Here is a 952-nt window from a genome sequence, read left to right on the forward strand (position 1 = left end):
AGAAGACGCATGCCCTGGCCTGCTACACAGCGCGCAACCACTCGACAGATGATTCTGGATAGCGCAGCGCGACTCTTCGCACTGGAAGGTTTCGAAAAAGTCAGTATCGACTCAATTATGGAGAGTGCGGGATTGACCCGAGGGGCCTTCTATAGTCACTTCGCATCCAAAACGGAGCTTTACACCGAAGCTATTAGAAATGCCGCGAACGCGGGGGGCGCGATACTGGAAGAGGCTGGTAAAGATGGTTTGCAGCAGGTAGTGAAAGACTATCTCCGCATGGACCATCGGGATGCAAGCCGTATGCACTGTCCGTTAGCCTTCATGGTCAATGATGCTGCTCGGCAGGACGGAGCCATCCAGGAAAGCTACACCCAAGTGCTCGCAGCTTTCATCACACGTCTGGAGTCCGGACTGAAATCGACGACAGAGGCGGATACACGCCAGCATGCTTTGCAAATTGCCGTAGGGATGATTGGTGGCTTGGCACTAGCTCGAGCTGTGGCCGATGATCAATTGGCGCAAGAGATTCTTACAGCCTGTCAACAGGGATGTTTGCAGCTCGTTGAGCTATGACATGCCATAACAAACAACGAAACGACCGCTGAACGATTTAGCCAATCTGTTGCATCGACCGGTTGARTCCACAGCCAATAGCAGGCATTGGGCTTGATCAGTCAAGACGAGTATCCGGTCAAACGAAAGCCCCTGAATCTCTCGATTCAGGGGCTTTTATTTGGTTCTTCACGGAATTCCGGGGAACACCGATACCTGTAGAAGCTGCGGTGCGGCGATCCGACTTGCCAGCGATGGCAACTGACGGCCGAGCATTTTCTTCCTGGTGTACATATTCATTGCTGCGGTAACGGCCACTTAGGGTTCCGCCCTTACGGCGGGTCACTTGGAAGAGCCTGTAGGAGCGAGCTTGCTCGCGAAAAACCTGAGAGCACCG

The 952-nt window shown here is 53.5% G+C and carries 2 protein-coding genes; one reads left to right on the plus strand and one right to left on the minus strand.

Annotation, left to right across the window (positions count from 1 at the left end):
- Positions 1-576 (plus strand): TetR/AcrR family transcriptional regulator (locus AC1DVH_RS31795; protein ID WP_477757121.1); only part of this gene is annotated, 576 nt, incomplete at its 5' end.
- A gap of 118 nt (positions 577-694) precedes the next feature.
- Here the strand turns inward: AC1DVH_RS31795 and AC1DVH_RS31800 are convergent.
- On the minus strand, positions 695-952 hold a 258-nt coding region (locus AC1DVH_RS31800; RefSeq protein ID WP_477757122.1), incomplete at its 5' end, for a hypothetical protein.

The organism is Pseudomonas sp. P4_C3, assembly GCF_056402075.1.